This window comes from Streptomyces sp. ME02-8801-2C, assembly GCF_033793965.1.
GTDB lineage: Bacteria > Actinomycetota > Actinomycetes > Streptomycetales > Streptomycetaceae > Streptomyces.
Window position 1 is genome coordinate 541,863 of the sequence record NZ_JARAXP010000007.1, and the last position, 13,233, is coordinate 555,095.

Consider the following 13,233-nt stretch of genomic DNA (forward strand, 5'->3'; position numbering starts at 1 on the left):
GGGTGCGCCTACTTGATCGCCCTGATCAGCTCACCGTTCGAGGTGTCGCCGCTCAGCTCCCAGAAGAACGTGCCGCCAAGACCCTGCTGGTCCTTGTACGCCATCTTCGTGCCGATGGTCGCCGGGGTGTCGTAACTCCACCAGTCGCTCCCGCACTTGGCGTACGCGGTCCCGCCGACGGTGCCGGTCGCGGGGCACTTGGTCCTCAGCACCTTGTAGTCCTCGAAACCCGCCTCGTACGTACCCGCCGCCGGACCGGTCGCCGTGCCGCCGGGCGCCGACTGTGTGACACCGGTCCAGCCACGCCCGTAGAAGCCGATACCGAGCAGCAGCTTCGAGGCCGGAATACCGAGTCCCCTGAGCTTCGCGATGGTCGCCGAGGTGTGGTTGCCGGCCTGCGGGATGCCGGGGTACGAGTTCAGCGCCGAGTGCGGTGCCGTCGGACCGGTCGCCGCCCAGGCGCCGAAGTAGTCGTACGTCATCGGGTTGTACCAGTCGACGTACCTGGCCGCACCCGCGTAGTCCGCCGCGTCGATCTTGCCGCCGGGCGCGGCGTCGGCGGTGATGGCCGCCGTGACCAGGTTGCGGGATCCGAACTTCGCGCGCAGCGCCGCCATCACGTTCTTGAAGGCCGCCCTGCCGCTGGTGTCGCAGGTGTTGCCGCAGGCGTTCGGGTACTCCCAGTCGATGTCGATGCCGTCGAACACATCGGCCCACTGGGAGTTCTCGACCAGGTCGTAGCAGGACTTGGCGAACGCGGCCGGGTTCTGCGAGGCCTCGCCGAAACCGCTCGACCAGGTCCAACCACCGAACGACCAGAGGACCTTGAGCTTCGGGTGCTTCTTCTTCAGCTCGCGCAGCTGGTTGAAGTTGCCGCGCAACGGCTGGCTCGCGGTGTCGGCGACCCCGTCCACCGACTCGGCGGCGGTGTAGGCCCGGCCGGTCGCCGCGTCGGCGTCGCCCATCACGCACTTGCCGCCGGTGACGTTGCCGAAGGCGTAGTTGATGTGCGTCAGGCGGGCCGCCGAACCGGAGGTCTCGATGTTCTTGACGTAGTACTTGCGGTCGTATGTGCCCCAATCGGTGAAGTAGCCGACGACCTTCGAACCGGCGGCTTTCGGAACGGGATTCGCCGTGGCCTTCAACGCCGTCTGCGCGGCGGTCGCGGTACCCGCGCCGGCCAGCAGTCCGGCGCCGAGAACGGCACAACACGCGGCGGACACAAGCGCCTTGAAGTGGACGCGGGGGAGATGCGGTCGGTGCATCGAGCTGTCTCCTCGGAGGGGAGGGGAGCGTGGGGGAGATGGTGTCAGGAACTGCGGGCACAGTAAGAGGACTAGACCACTTCGGTCAATGGTTCGTACCAATTCCGTGGCTCGGCCGGTGCCCCGGGATGTGATCGAATAAAGGCTCGTTAACCGGTGACGCGGTGCCGCCGATCGGGCATACTCGCAGCTCCACAGCCATTCGCCGACCGCTTCCGTGACCCGGAAGGTCCAGCATCGGCCGTGACCAGTGACACCGGTGGACGCCGCCCTACTCAGGCGCGCGTGTGCCGTCGCGCCCGACAGGGAGGAGAGCGTCGACATGCCCGAACACGCCCCGCAGCCGGTGGACCGGCAACTGCCCACGGACGAGGCCCGGGACCTGATCTCGCTCGTCCGTGACATCGCCGAGCGCGAGATCGCCCCCAAGACGGCCGAGGAGGAGGAAGCCGGACGCTTCCCGCGCGAAGTGTTCGCCCTCCTCTCGGAGTCGGGGCTGCTGGGCCTCCCGTACTCCTCCGACCACGGCGGTGGCGATCAGCCCTACGAGGTCTATCTCCAGGTCGTCGAAGAACTCGCCGCCGCCCGCCTCACCGTCGGACTCGGCGTCAGTGTGCACACGTTGTCCTGTCACGCCCTCGCCGGGTACGGCACCAAGGAGCAGCAGGCCGAACACCTGCCCGCGATGCTCGGCGGCGGCCTCCTCGGCGCGTACTGCCTCTCCGAACCCGCGTCCGGTTCCGACGCCGCCTCCCTGCGCACCAAAGCCGTCCGGGACGGCGACGACTGGGTGCTCACCGGCACCAAGGCCTGGATCACGCACGGCGGCATCGCCGACTTCTACACGGTCCTGGCACGCACCGGCGAGGACGGCCCGCGCGGCATCACGGCGTTTCTGGCCCCCGCCGACGCGGCGGGACTGAGCGCCGCGGCGCCGGAACGGAAGATGGGCCTCAAGGGCTCACCCACCGCGCAGGTCAACTTCGACGGGGTCCGGCTGGACGGCGGTAGGCGCATCGGCGAGGAGGGGCAGGGCTTCGCGATCGCACTGGCCGCGCTCGACTCGGGGCGCCTCGGCATCGCCGCCTGTGCGATCGGCCTGGCCCAGGCGGCACTTGACGAGGCGGTGTCCTACGCGACCGGGCGCAGGCAGTTCGGGCGGCCGATCTCCGACTTCCAGGGACTGCGCTTCCTGCTCGCCGACATGGCCACCCAGATCGAGGCGGGGCGCGCGCTGTATCTCGCCGCGGCACGGCTGCGCGACGCCGGCCGGCCGTTCGCCAAGCAGGCCGCCATGGCCAAACTCCTGTGCACCGACACGGCGATGAAGGTCACCACGGACGCCGTCCAGGTGCTCGGCGGCTACGGCTACACCGCGGACTTCCCGGTCGAGCGCTATATGCGCGAGGCCAAGGTCCTGCAGATCGTCGAGGGCACCAACCAGATCCAGCGGATGGTCATCGCCCGTCATCTCGTGGGCCCGGAGACGCGCTGAACGGGTCGGTCACGATCCCGAGCCCGACCGGCGGCGCCGCGAGCCGGACCCACTCCGGGTCGTAGCGCCCCGGCAGGGTGCGGCCACCGTCGGCCCAAGTGCGCAGCAGGGCACGGTAGATGGGCGGGTCGGACGGTGGCGCGGGCGGGGTCGGCCGACCTTGCTCGAACCGCCTCTGGGGAACCGATTCTGCCGGACCGGAGTCATAGAACCGACGCGGACGTCCCGGCGTCGCCGCGTACCTGGGGGTCGTCATGCCAGAGCAACGCGGTGACCCTCGGTCAGGTCACCGCGCGCGGGATTCGGCCCTGCGTTCGCGACGGCACACGCGCGCACCGGAACCGCACCACGGCGGCGTGCGAGCCGTGGTGAGAGGCGGTCGGAGTGTGCGAGCGGATGCGCTCAGGCGGCGTGACGCCGCATTACGGGGACCCGCATCGGGCGCGAGCCCGGGCCGCCGACGTGCGAGAAGGGCTGGGTCCGCCAGTCGAGTCCCTGAGGGAGCGTCAACAACAGGGCGGTGTGCTGCTCCTGGGTCTCCGCGGTCTCGTCCGCGGACCGCGCCTCGGCCGCCGCGCGGCCCGTACCGGGGCAGACCGTGAGCCCGAACGGGTTCCACGGTGACGCGCACAGCGCGTGCTCCGGCAGGCTCTCCTCGTCCGCGAGCAGCGCGATGGGCTGCGCGCAGTCCGGGCAGATCACCCGGACCATCTCGAAGGTGTCGTAGTCGTCGAGTTCCTCACCGTCGAGCGCGTCGGGTTCGACGCCCTCCGGCTCGGGTTCGACCACCAACTGGGGCCTCTTGGGCGCGGTGCGACCAGGGCGCTTAAGACTCTGCATGGGTTACTCCCCCTCGGGCTGGGCCGACAAGGCAACTGCGGCCTCGGCCACAGCAAGCACTTCCCGCCCGGTATCGGCGGTAATCACGAGACCATCACGGAGCATGTTCGAGAGCTGTGGTGTTCGTCACATGCCATTCGCAGGTGCCGGTGGCGATGCTTTTGTCCCTCGTCCGGCCCACAGGTCACCCCCGGCACATCACGAACAGGGCATGACCTGCACCGCTCAGGTATCGGAGGAGATCAACCGCACTGTAGGTTCTGCGCCATGGAGGAGCTGGACCGACAGATCGTGCAGCTGCTCGTCAAGGACGGGCGGATGAGTTACACCGACCTGGGCAAGGCCACGGGCCTGTCCACGTCTGCCGTGCATCAGCGCGTGCGCCGGCTGGAACAGCGAGGCGTCATCCGCGGCTACGCGGCGGTCGTCGACCCGGAGGCCGTCGGGCTGCCCATGACGGCCTTCATCTCGGTGAAGCCCTTCGACCCCAGCGCCCCCGACGACATCGCGGAACGCCTCCGGGACGTCCCGGAGATCGAGGCGTGCCACAGCGTGGCGGGGGAGGAGAACTACATCCTCAAGGTCCGCGTCGCGACCCCCCACGAGCTGGAGGAGCTGCTGGCCAGGGTGCGCACCCTCGCGGGCGTCTCGACCCGCACGACGGTGGTCCTGTCGACGCCGTACGAGGCGAGGCCACCGAAGATCTGAAACACGCCCCACGTGCGGCTCCGGCGACGGCGCACGGGAAACTGTCCTCATGAGTGAACGCCCGGCACCCCCCGCCACCGTCCTCCTGCGAGGCGGCGAAGTCCACAGTCCCGCCGACCCCTTCGCCACCGCGATGCTCGTCGAGGGCGGCCACATCGCCTGGGTCGGCTCGGAAGGCGCCGCGGACGCCGTCGTGGGCGCGGCGGACGAGGTGATCGACCTCGACGGCGCCCTTGTCACCCCGGCGTTCACCGACGCACACGTTCACACCACCGCCACCGGGCTCGCGCTCACCGGACTCGACCTGTCCGACGCGCCCTCCCTGGACGCGGCCCTCACCCTCGTACGCGCGTTCGCCGCCGCCCGCCCCGCCGACCGTGTCCTCCTCGGCCACGGCTGGGACGCCGCCCGCTGGCCCGGCGGACGCCCGCCGACCCGCGCCGAGCTGGACGAGGCCACCGGCGGACGCCCGCTCTACCTCAGCCGGATCGACGTCCACTCGGCGGTCGTGACGACGGCCCTGCTCGACCTGGTCCAGGGCGACACCGGCCGCCCCGACGCCCCGCTCACCGGCGACGCCCACCACAAGGTCCGGGCCGCCGCCCTCGGAGCGGTGACTCCGGCCCAGCGCACCGAGGCCCAGCGGGCCGCCCTCGCGCGCGCCGCCTCGCTCGGCATCGGCTCCGTCCACGAGTGCGGGGGACCGGAGATCTCCTCGGAGGACGATTTCACCGGGCTGCTCCGCCTCGCCGCCGGGGAACCGGGCCCGAGGGTGGTCGGCTACTGGGCGGAGCAGGGCGAGCAAGGGGTCGCCAGGGCCCGCGCCCTGGGCGCTGTCGGCGCCGCCGGGGACCTGTTCGTCGACGGGGCCCTCGGCTCGCACACCGCCTGCCTGCACGAGCCGTACAGCGACGAGACCGGCCACACCGGCACCGCCTACCTGGACACCGCCGCCGTCGCCGCGCATGTCGTCGCCTGCACCGAGGCGGGCCTCCAGGCCGGCTTCCACGCCATCGGGGACGCCGCGGTGACCTCCGTGGTCGAGGGCGTGCGCGCCGCCGCCGAGAAGGTCGGCCTGGCCCGGGTCCGGGCGGCCCGGCACCGCGTCGAGCACGCCGAGATGCTCACCCCAGAAACCATCGCCGCCTTCGCCGAACTGGGCCTCACCGCGTCCGTGCAGCCCGCCTTCGACGCCCTGTGGGGAGGCGGGGAGGGCATGTACGCCCAGCGTCTGGGCGCCGAGCGCGCCCGCGCCCTGAACCCTTTCGCGGCCCTTCTGAAGGCAGGCGTCCCGCTCGCCCTGGGGTCCGACAGTCCCGTCACCCCGCTAGACCCCTGGGGCACCGTCCGCGCCGCGGCCTTCCACCGCACCCCGGAGCACCGCATCTCGGTTCGCGCCGCGTTCACGGCCCACACCCGCGGCGGCTGGCGGGCCGTCGGCCGCGATGACGCGGGCGTCCTGGTGCCGGGCGCGCCCGCGGACTACGCCGTGTGGCGCACCGACGCCCTGGTGGTCCAGGCTCCCGACGACCGGGTCGCCCGCTGGTCCACCGACCCCCGCTCCGGTACTCCGGGACTGCCCGACCTCACCCCGGGCACCGACCTCCCCGGCTGCCTGCGCACGGTGGTCGGCGGCCGGACGGTGTTCGTACGGCCGAGCGAGTGATCTCCCGGGGCGGCGGGGGCACGGATCGGCGGCGGCAGGCCGTCTCGCGACCTGCGTTTCCTCGGCGCCGACCAGGCGATCGTGGAAAGAACCGCAGGCCAAGCCACTGTTGACAGCCGACGGCAGACGGCCGGTAGGTTCTGCCGGGTCCACCACCGGACGCCCGACCGGGGAACCTCCGCGCAGTCGCCGCAGCGCCGCTGGGTCAGGGATGGGTGTGCCGCACCGGCGCTCCGTCACTGGCTGCCAGGCTCAGCGCCCGCGCCACGGCGACGGAACGTGCCACCCGGCCGGCAAGGTGTGATCCGGGTGGGGCCCGGACGTCCAGTAGACAACGGCTTTCGGTCGCCCCGCAGCCAGCGGGTCCCAGGTCGGCCCGAAGGGCGCCGGGCCCCGATCCGCACCGCCCACGGGTGACGAAGCGGACTCCTTTACCCGGCTCTTGTCGAATCGACACCCCAGTACGCACGTGCCGACGCGTCGGTGCAGGCGGAGGCCACTATGGTGGACGTCTGCGTACGGACTTGAAGGGGCAGCAGTGAACGACGGCGACGGGACCCTCGCGGCAGAGGCCCAGCAGCGGCGGTTCGGCCCGCTCGGCACGGCACTGGTGATCATTCCGACCTACAACGAGGCGGAGAACATCAAGAAGATCGTCGGCCGGGTGCGTGAGGCGGTTCCCGATGCCCACGTTCTCGTGGCGGACGACAACAGCCCCGACGGCACCGGCAAGCTCGCCGACGAACTGGCCGCCGAGGACGAGCAGGTCCAGGTACTGCACCGCAAGGGCAAGGAAGGCCTCGGCGCCGCCTACCTCGCGGGCTTCGCGTGGGGCATGGACAACGGCTACGGCGTCCTGATCGAGATGGACGCCGACGGCTCCCACCAGCCCGAGGAACTGCCCCGTCTGCTCACCGCCCTCAAGGGCGCCGACCTGGTCCTCGGCTCTCGCTGGGTGCCCGGCGGCCGGGTGGTCAACTGGCCCAAGTCCCGCGAGTTCATCTCCCGCGGCGGCAGCCTCTACTCCCGCGTCCTGCTCGACGTACCCATCCGGGACGTCACCGGCGGCTACCGCGCCTTCCGCCGCGAGACCCTCGAAGGCCTCGGTCTCGCCGAGGTCGCCTCCCAGGGCTACTGCTTCCAGGTCGACCTGGCCCGCCGTGCGATCAGAGCCGGCTATCACGTGGTCGAGGTGCCCATCACCTTCGTCGAGCGCGAGCACGGCGATTCCAAGATGAGCCGAGACATCCTGGTCGAGGCGCTGTGGCGGGTCACGACCTGGGGTGTGGGCGAGCGGGTGAACAGGGCCCGCGGCAAGACCTGGAAGCCGTAGCCGCCCCGGCCCCGGGCATCCCGTACGGCTCACCAGCCCTGTCGATCATCCTCTTATCCTGTGCTGAGCACGGCCCAGGCACACTGGACGCATGACGACTGGCGCTCCGACCCCCACCTACCCCGCCCGGCCGCGGCGTTCCCGGCTGCGCACGTTCCTGCCGCTGGGCATCGCCGCCTGGCTGGTGCTGGAGATCTGGCTGCTGACCGTGGTCGCCGGCGCGGCGAGCGGCTACCTGGTCTTCGTGCTCCTGGTCGCCGGTTTCGTGCTCGGCTCCGTGGTCATCAAGCGGGCCGGCCGCCGAGCCTTCCGCAAACTCACCGAGACGCTGCAACAGCAGCAGGGCGGCATGCCCGTGGCGGACTCGGCACGCCCCGGCGGCAGTGAGGGCAACGGGCTGCTGATGCTCGGCGGCCTGCTGCTGATGCTGCCCGGACTGATCTCGGACGCGGTGGGCCTGCTTCTGCTGGTCCCCCCGATCCAGCGGGCGATCAGCCGCTACGCGGAACGCACCTTCGAGCGCAAACTGCGGGAGGCGACCCCCGGCACTCTGGGCGACGCCTTCCAGCGGGCGAGGATCCACCGCCCGGACGGCAAGGTGGTCCAGGGCGAGGTCATCCGGGAGGACGGCACGGCCACGCCGGAGGACCGACGCCCGCCGCTGAGCAGTTGATCACCCGAGGGGTGGGTGCCGAGCTCTCCTGGTCGGCGCCCACCCCTCACCGCATGCACCACCGCATTCACCGTGAAAAACGCAAAACCGCGGGCGCCGTACGCAGACATCACGTACGGCGCCCGCGGTGTCACGCGTGCGTGTATGCCGCCCAGCCCCCTGAAGGGACTACGCGGACTTGCGGCTGTCCCGCGGATGTACCGCGATGTTCATCGCTCCGGAGCGGAGAACGGCCAGTCGCTCCTCGAGGACCTCTTCGAGTTCCTCTCGGGTGCGCCGCTCCATCAGCATGTCCCAATGCGTACGCGCGGGCTTGGCCTTCTTCTCCTCAGGGCCGTCACCGTCCACGAGGAGTGCCTGGGCCCCGCAGACCTTGCACTCCCACTCCGGCGGAATTTCGGCCTCCACCGAGAAGGGCATCTCAAACCGGTGCCCCTTCTCGCATGCGTACTCCACGGCCTGGCGCGGAGCCAGGTCGATGCCGCGGTCCGTCTCATAGCTGGTCACTACAAGGCGTGTGCCGCGAAGAGCTCGCTCACTCATGAATCGTGCCTCCCGGGCTTGTCGCCCACAGGACAGGTGTCGCTGTCGTCGTCATCCGGTCAACGTCCGGTCGGCGGTAAAGATTCCCGTCCCGTGTCCCGTTTCGGGTCATGCGTCGCCGTCGTAGCCGCCCCTTGTTGTACCCACCAGCGCCCGGTTTGTCACATCTGCAAGCAGGTATCACCCAGCGTTCGTCATCTTTGACGCGCAGTAACGGTCCGCCTGGCAGGCCAACGGCGTACACTACCGCTCTTTGGCCACGGATGCTAAATCCTTTCGGGAACTGGATTGCCGGCGTCGCGGATCGCCCGCCGTACCGGGACACGTGCCAGCAGCGCGAAGCCGATGACGAAGAAGGCCACCAGCGAGATGATCGCGTCCCGGTAGCTTCCGGTCAGCTGGTAGGTGATCCCGAACAGCAGCGGGCCGAGCCAGCTCATGCCGCGGTCGCTCATCTCGTACGCCGAGAAGTACTCGGCCTCCTTGCCGGGCGGCACCAGGTGGGAGAACAGCGACCGCGACAGCGCCTGGCTGCCGCCGAGGACCAGGCCGATCCCGGCGGCCAGCACGAAGAACCAGACGGGCGCGTTGGCCGGCAGGAAGTACCCCGCCGCCAGTGTCACCGTCCACGCCACCAGTGATCCGAGAATCGTCCGCTTGGCTCCGTACACACGGGCCAGCCGGCCCATGCCCAGTGCGCCCGCCACCGCCAGCACCTGCACCAGCAGGACCGCCCCGATGAGGGTGGACTGGCCGAGCCCGAGCTCCTCCGAGCCGTACACCGACGCCTGGGAGATCACGGTCTGGATGCCGTCGTTGTAGACGAGGTAGGCGAGGAGGAAGGCGAGGGTGAGCGGATGGCGGCGCATGTCGCGGACCGTCGCCGCGAGCTGACGCAGCCCCGGGGAGGTGGCCTCCTTCGCGGCGCCTTCCTCGGCGGCTGCCCGGCGGTCGCGGAGTCTGCGCAACGGTATGAGAGTGAAGGCGCCCCACCACAGTCCCGCCGAGGCCAGACAGATGCGGACGGCCATGCCCTCCGAGAGGCCGAAGGAGTCGTGCGCCGTGTACAGCACCAGGTTGACGACGAGGACCAGTGAGCCCGCCGCGTAACCGAACGCCCAGCCGCGCGAGGAGACCGCGTCGCGTTCCTCGACCGTGGCGATCTGGGGGAGGTAGGAGTTGTAGAGCATCATCGACACGGACAGGGCCGCGTTGGCGACGATCAGCAGCAGCCCGCCGAGCAGATAGCGGTCGCCGCCGAGGAAGAACAGGCCAGTAGTCGCCGCGGCTCCCACATAGGCGGCGGCTCCCAGAAGGGGCTTCTTGCGGCCGGTGCGGTCCGCCGCCGCACCCACGACAGGCATGACGAGCACGGCCACGATGATCGACAGGGACACCGAGTACGCGAAGAACGAACCGGCGCGGACCGGTATGCCCAGCGGATGCACGAACCCGTCCGCGTCGGCCGCCTCCTCGGCGACCGACGTCAGATAGGGGCCCAGGAACACGGTGAGCACGCTCGTCGAGTAGACGGAGCACGCCCAGTCGTAGAAGTACCAGCCGCGCTGTTCGCGCCGGCGCCCGGCGGCCTCGTCGGCCGCCTCGTTTCGCACGGTGTCGGTGCCCACCCGTGCCCCTCGCTTTCCCCGTGGAGATGGTGCGCGCGGGGAGTCAGAACCAGGTGCCCCGGTCCTCCAGAACCTTGCGCAACGTGTCGATGTGATCGGTCATGATGCCATCGACCCCGAGATCCAGGAGCCGGTGCATGCGTTCGGGATCGTTCACCGTCCACACATGGACGTGCAGCCCGCGCGCGTGGGCGGTGCGCACGAAGCCGCGGTCGACCACCGGGATGCCCGACTGCTGCTGAGGGACCTGCGCCGCGACCGCTGAACGGCGTACCCCCACCGGCACGCCCCAGGAGCGCAGCCGCAGGCTGAGAACACCCCGCGTGCCGTACGAGGTCGCCAGGCGCGGACCGGCGAGCCGCTGGGCCCGCACCACCCGGGCCTCGGAGAAGGACCCGACGCAGATCCGGTCCCAGCAGCCGGTGCGCTCGATCAGGTCCAGGAGCGGGCGCAGCGCGGGCTCGGCCTTGACGTCGACGTTCCAGCGCGCCTCGGGGAAGGCCTCGAGCAGGTCCTCGAAGAGAGGTATCGGTTCACTGCCCGCCACGCGCGCGTGCCGTACCTCGGACCACGGGAGATCCGCGATCCGGCCGCCGCCGTCCGTCACCCGGTCCAGCGTCGAGTCGTGGAAGGCGACGAGTTTTCCGTCCGCCGTGCGGTGCACGTCGGTCTCCAGATAGCGGTAGCCCGCCTCGACCGCCCGCCGGAACTGGAACATCGTGTTCTCGAGCCCGTCCGCCGCCCCGCCCCGATGGGCGAAGGGGATGGGGCCGGGATGGTCGAGGTAGGGATGGCGTATCCGCGTGGTCACGGTCGCAGTATCGCCCCCGCCGGTTGACCGGCGGCAACGACCGGGCTGCCGTCCGATGCCGCCGGAACGGCGAACACGCGCAGGAAGAGCTGGGCCAGCGGTCCGATCGCCACCGCGTACAGCACCGTGCCGATGCCCACCGTGCCGCCCAGGGCGAAGCCCGTGGCCACCACCGCCAGCTCGATCGCCGTACGGGCGAGCCGGATCGAGCGGCCGGTGCGCCGGTGCAGGCCGGTCATCAGGCCGTCGCGGGGGCCCGGGCCGAAGCTCGCCGCGATGTACAGGCCGGTGGCCACGCCGTTGAGGACGATGCCCGCCACCAGGAGCGGGACGCGCGCGGCGAGGCCGTGCGCGTCGGGGACCAGGGCGAGCGTGCCGTCCATGGCCAGGCCGACGACGAAGACGTTCGAGACCGTGCCGAGTCCCGGGCGCTGGCGCAGCGGAATCCACAGCAGCAGTACGGCGGCGCCCACGAAGATCGACACGACCCCGATCGTCAGCCCGGTCAGTTCGGCCAGTCCCTGGTGGAGCACGCCCCACGGCTCGAGGCCGAGGCCCGACTCGACGAGCAGGGCCGAGCTGGCGCCGTACAGCGCGAGCCCGGTGTAGAGCTGGACCAGCCGTCTGCCGAGACGAGCCGGCGCTGACAACGAACTCACGAGCTGCCCCCTGTGGTGGTAGTGGCCTGGCACATGACACCCTGTGGCTTGGGATCGGACCGTATCCATGGCCAATTCGGGGAAGGTGGACTGATCTACATGGTGCAGTGGACTTCGGCGGTGGGTACCGCGCAGCTCGCCAGGCTGCTCACCTCCCAGCAGGACCGCCCCGCGGGTCCCGGTACCCGCCGACCGGCCGCCTACCGTTCCCTCGCCGACGGCATCCGGCTGCTGGTGCTGGAGGGCCGGGTCCCGGTCGCCGCCCGCCTGCCCGCCGAGCGCGAACTGGCACTCTCCCTCTCGGTCAGCCGTACGACGGTCGCCGCCGCCTACGAGGCGCTGCGCGCCGAGGGCTTCCTGGAGTCCCGGCGCGGCGCGGGCAGCTGGACCGCCGTACCCGCGGGCAACCCGCTTCCCGCGCGCGGGCTCGAACCGCTGCCCCCCGAGGCACTCGGCTCGGTGATCGACCTCGGGACGGCTGCCCTGCCCGCGCCCGAGCCATGGCTCACCCGCGCCGTCCAAGGTGCCCTGGAGGAACTGCCCCCGTACGCGCACACGCACGGCGACTACCCGGCCGGGCTGCCCGCGCTGCGCGCGATGATCGCCGAGCGGTACACCGCGCGCGGGATCCCCACCATGCCCGAACAGATCATGGTGACCACCGGCGCCATGGGCGCCATCGACGCGATCTGTCATCTGTTCTCCGGCCGGGGCGAGCGCATCGCCGTGGAGTCGCCCTCGTACGCCAACATCCTGCAGCTGATGCGGGAGGCGGGCGCCCGGCTCGTGCCCGTCGCGATGGCCGAGGGGCTCGCCGGCTGGGACCTGGACCGCTGGCGCCAGGTGCTGCGTGAGGCCGCGCCCCGGATCGCGTACGTCGTCGCCGACTTCCACAACCCCACCGGCGCACTCGCCGACGAGGACCAGCGGCGGCAACTCGTGGAGGCGGCCCGGTCGGCCGGCACGGTGCTCGTCGCCGACGAGACCATGACCGAGCTGTGGCTGGACCCGGATGTCGAGATGCCCCGCCAGGTGTGCGGCTTCGACCCCGCCGGGTCGACGGTCATCACCGTGGGGTCGGCCAGCAAGGCCTTCTGGGCCGGGATGCGCATCGGCTGGGTACGGGCGGCTCCGGACGTGATCCGCAGCCTGGTCGCCGCGCGGGCCTACGCGGACCTGGGCACGCCCGTGCTCGAACAACTGGCCATCAACTGGTTGCTGAGCGGCGGTGGTTGGGAGCAGGCGGTCGCGATGCGGCGCGAACAGGCCAGGGGCAACCGGGACGCGTTGGTCGCGGCGGTCCGACGGGAGCTGCCGGACTGGGAGTTCACGGTGCCCAGGGGCGGGCTCACCCTGTGGGTCCGTACGGGTGGGCTGTCGGGGTCACGGCTCGCCGAGGTGGGGGAACGGGTGGGGGTGCGGGTGCCCTCGGGGCCGAGGTTCGGGGTCGACGGCGCGTTCGAGGGGTATGTACGGCTGCCGTTCACCGTCGGGGGAGCGGTGGCCGACGAGGCGGCTGTTCGCCTGGCCGCCGCCGCGCGGATCGTGGCGAGCGGGGGGTCGGGGGGCGCCGAGTCGCCTCGTACCTTTGTGGCCTGAGTGGTGGGCGCGG

Annotated in this window: 12 protein-coding genes; 6 read left to right on the forward strand and 6 right to left on the reverse strand. The window is 71.2% G+C overall.

The window, feature by feature from the left end; all coding sequences use genetic code 11:
- Window positions 1–8: 8 nt before the first annotated feature.
- Window positions 9–1,265 (reverse strand): glycoside hydrolase family 18 protein, encoded by a 1,257-nt coding sequence (locus PV396_RS25545; RefSeq protein WP_319208325.1) that lies wholly within the window; start codon window positions 1,263–1,265, stop codon window positions 9–11.
- A gap of 322 nt (window positions 1,266–1,587) precedes the next feature.
- Between PV396_RS25545 and PV396_RS25550 the strand changes: the two genes are divergently transcribed.
- Entirely contained in the window at window positions 1,588–2,760 is a 1,173-nt protein-coding gene (locus PV396_RS25550; RefSeq protein ID WP_319208328.1) for an acyl-CoA dehydrogenase family protein, read from the forward strand.
- A 402-nt stretch (window positions 2,761–3,162) separates the two neighbouring features.
- Here the strand turns inward: PV396_RS25550 and PV396_RS25555 are convergent, their stop codons facing one another.
- Complete coding sequence (locus PV396_RS25555) at window positions 3,163–3,600, reverse strand: hypothetical protein (protein WP_319208330.1); 438 nt, start codon at window positions 3,598–3,600, stop codon at window positions 3,163–3,165.
- A 267-nt stretch (window positions 3,601–3,867) separates the two neighbouring features.
- On the opposite strand from PV396_RS25555, the gene PV396_RS25560 reads away from it, so the two are divergent.
- The 4 genes from PV396_RS25560 (at window position 3,868) to fxsA (ending at window position 7,980) form a co-directional block, all read left to right on the forward strand.
- Window positions 3,868–4,308 (forward strand): Lrp/AsnC family transcriptional regulator, encoded by a 441-nt coding sequence (locus PV396_RS25560; protein ID WP_319208332.1) that lies wholly within the window; start codon window positions 3,868–3,870, stop codon window positions 4,306–4,308.
- 49 nt (window positions 4,309–4,357) lie between these two features.
- Complete coding sequence (locus PV396_RS25565; RefSeq protein WP_319208335.1) at window positions 4,358–5,974, forward strand: amidohydrolase; 1,617 nt, start codon at window positions 4,358–4,360, stop codon at window positions 5,972–5,974.
- Between the two features lie 538 nt (window positions 5,975–6,512).
- Complete coding sequence (locus PV396_RS25570; protein WP_319208337.1) at window positions 6,513–7,307, forward strand: polyprenol monophosphomannose synthase; 795 nt, start codon at window positions 6,513–6,515, stop codon at window positions 7,305–7,307.
- Window positions 7,308–7,398: 91 nt separating this feature from the next.
- Window positions 7,399–7,980, forward strand: coding sequence for an FxsA family membrane protein (gene fxsA, locus PV396_RS25575; RefSeq protein WP_319208339.1), 582 nt, complete (start codon window positions 7,399–7,401; stop codon window positions 7,978–7,980).
- Window positions 7,981–8,148: 168 nt separating this feature from the next.
- Here the strand turns inward: fxsA and PV396_RS25580 are convergent, their stop codons facing one another.
- The 4 genes from PV396_RS25580 to PV396_RS25595 form a co-directional block, all read right to left on the reverse strand.
- Entirely contained in the window at window positions 8,149–8,523 is a 375-nt protein-coding gene (locus tag PV396_RS25580) for an RNA polymerase-binding protein RbpA (protein WP_003977404.1), read from the reverse strand.
- A 266-nt stretch (window positions 8,524–8,789) separates the two neighbouring features.
- Window positions 8,790–10,151, reverse strand: a complete 1,362-nt coding sequence (locus tag PV396_RS25585; RefSeq protein WP_319208340.1) for an MFS transporter — start codon at window positions 10,149–10,151, stop codon at window positions 8,790–8,792.
- 43 nt (window positions 10,152–10,194) lie between these two features.
- Window positions 10,195–10,962, reverse strand: a complete 768-nt coding sequence (locus PV396_RS25590; protein ID WP_319208341.1) for a glycerophosphodiester phosphodiesterase — start codon at window positions 10,960–10,962, stop codon at window positions 10,195–10,197.
- Window positions 10,959–11,612, reverse strand: a complete 654-nt coding sequence (locus PV396_RS25595; protein WP_319208457.1) for a hypothetical protein — start codon at window positions 11,610–11,612, stop codon at window positions 10,959–10,961. Before PV396_RS25595 ends, PV396_RS25590 begins: the two co-directional genes overlap by 4 nt.
- A 108-nt stretch (window positions 11,613–11,720) precedes the next feature.
- Between PV396_RS25595 and PV396_RS25600 the strand changes: the two genes are divergently transcribed.
- A complete protein-coding gene (locus PV396_RS25600) occupies window positions 11,721–13,220 on the forward strand; it encodes a PLP-dependent aminotransferase family protein (RefSeq protein WP_319208343.1) in 1,500 nt (499 codons plus the stop codon).
- Window positions 13,221–13,233 lie beyond the last annotated feature (13 nt).